This is a genomic window from Nocardiopsis tropica (genome assembly GCF_042660575.1).
Lineage (GTDB): Bacteria > Actinomycetota > Actinomycetes > Streptosporangiales > Streptosporangiaceae > Nocardiopsis > Nocardiopsis tropica.
Map to the genome: position 1 here is coordinate 1 of NZ_JBHSUF010000062.1, position 881 is coordinate 881.

Annotated in this window: 2 protein-coding genes; one reads left to right on the top strand and one right to left on the bottom strand. The window is 68.4% G+C overall.

Translation table 11 applies throughout. The features are described from left to right. The coding region (locus ACFQBR_RS33575) for a hypothetical protein (protein WP_378554985.1) at positions 1 to 240 on the top strand (240 nt) is incomplete at its 5' end. Positions 241 to 678: 438 nt separating this feature from the next. Here the strand turns inward: ACFQBR_RS33575 and ACFQBR_RS33580 are convergent. Further along, positions 679 to 881, bottom strand: a 203-nt coding sequence (locus tag ACFQBR_RS33580) for a tyrosine-type recombinase/integrase (RefSeq protein WP_378554986.1), incomplete at its 5' end; no start/stop codon positions are given.

An 881-nucleotide genomic window follows, 5' to 3' on the forward strand; every position in this document is an offset into this window, starting at 1 on the left:
ACAACCGCGAGCGTGAGGGCTGCGACTGCGAGCGTCAGCGTGATCATCTGGAAGATGCTCACTCTTTCACCTCCTCTCTATTTTGTTGTGTCTTCAGTTTACAGGCGCCTGGAAGGATCGTCAAGGCGTCTGGCAAAAAATCTTCCAGGCATCTACAATCGGGGCATGGACATCAACGAAACCCTGAACCACATGCGCAAACTCCCCGACACCGTCGCGAGCGAGACCGACCGGCGCTGACACGGGCGCGGGGCCGGGAGCCGATCGGCACGCACGAGGACAGGAGCCGACCGGGAGCGGGCCGGGAGCCGACGGGCGCGGGTACGGGCGCGCCACATCCTCGGGGACCGGTCGCCCTCGAAGCGTTCCCCGACCGGTCCCAGTCCCACGGGTCCCACCCCTATAGGGGTGTGGGACTTGGGACCGGTCTCTGGCGTTCATGTGAGACTCGGTGGGACCTGTTGGGACCACCGGGTCGACGGCATCTCTGACCCGGACCTCTGTCGTGACGGTCGTCCCGACCCGGTCCCACGCGGTGGACCGGGACCCGTGGTCCGTGGAGGCGTTCTCGCCGTCGGTCCCAACGCCGTCGGGGCCCCCGGAGCGCCCCCCTCGGAGAACGGACGACCGCGCCCTCTGCTCCACGGGAGAGAGCAGGGGGCGCGGTCGTGTGCGGGGTCAGAACCGGTCGGCGATGCCGAGCCGCCGGGACTCCTGCCATGCGAGGCGGTCGCGCGAGTGGGAGACATACAGGTTGATCATCTGGTCCGAGGACCATCCGGCGCGGGCCTTGAGCGCGTCCCTGGACCCGCCCGCGTCCAGGTGCCACGTGGCCATGGAACGGCGGAACCGGTGCGGGTGCACCGGCTCGCTGATCCCGG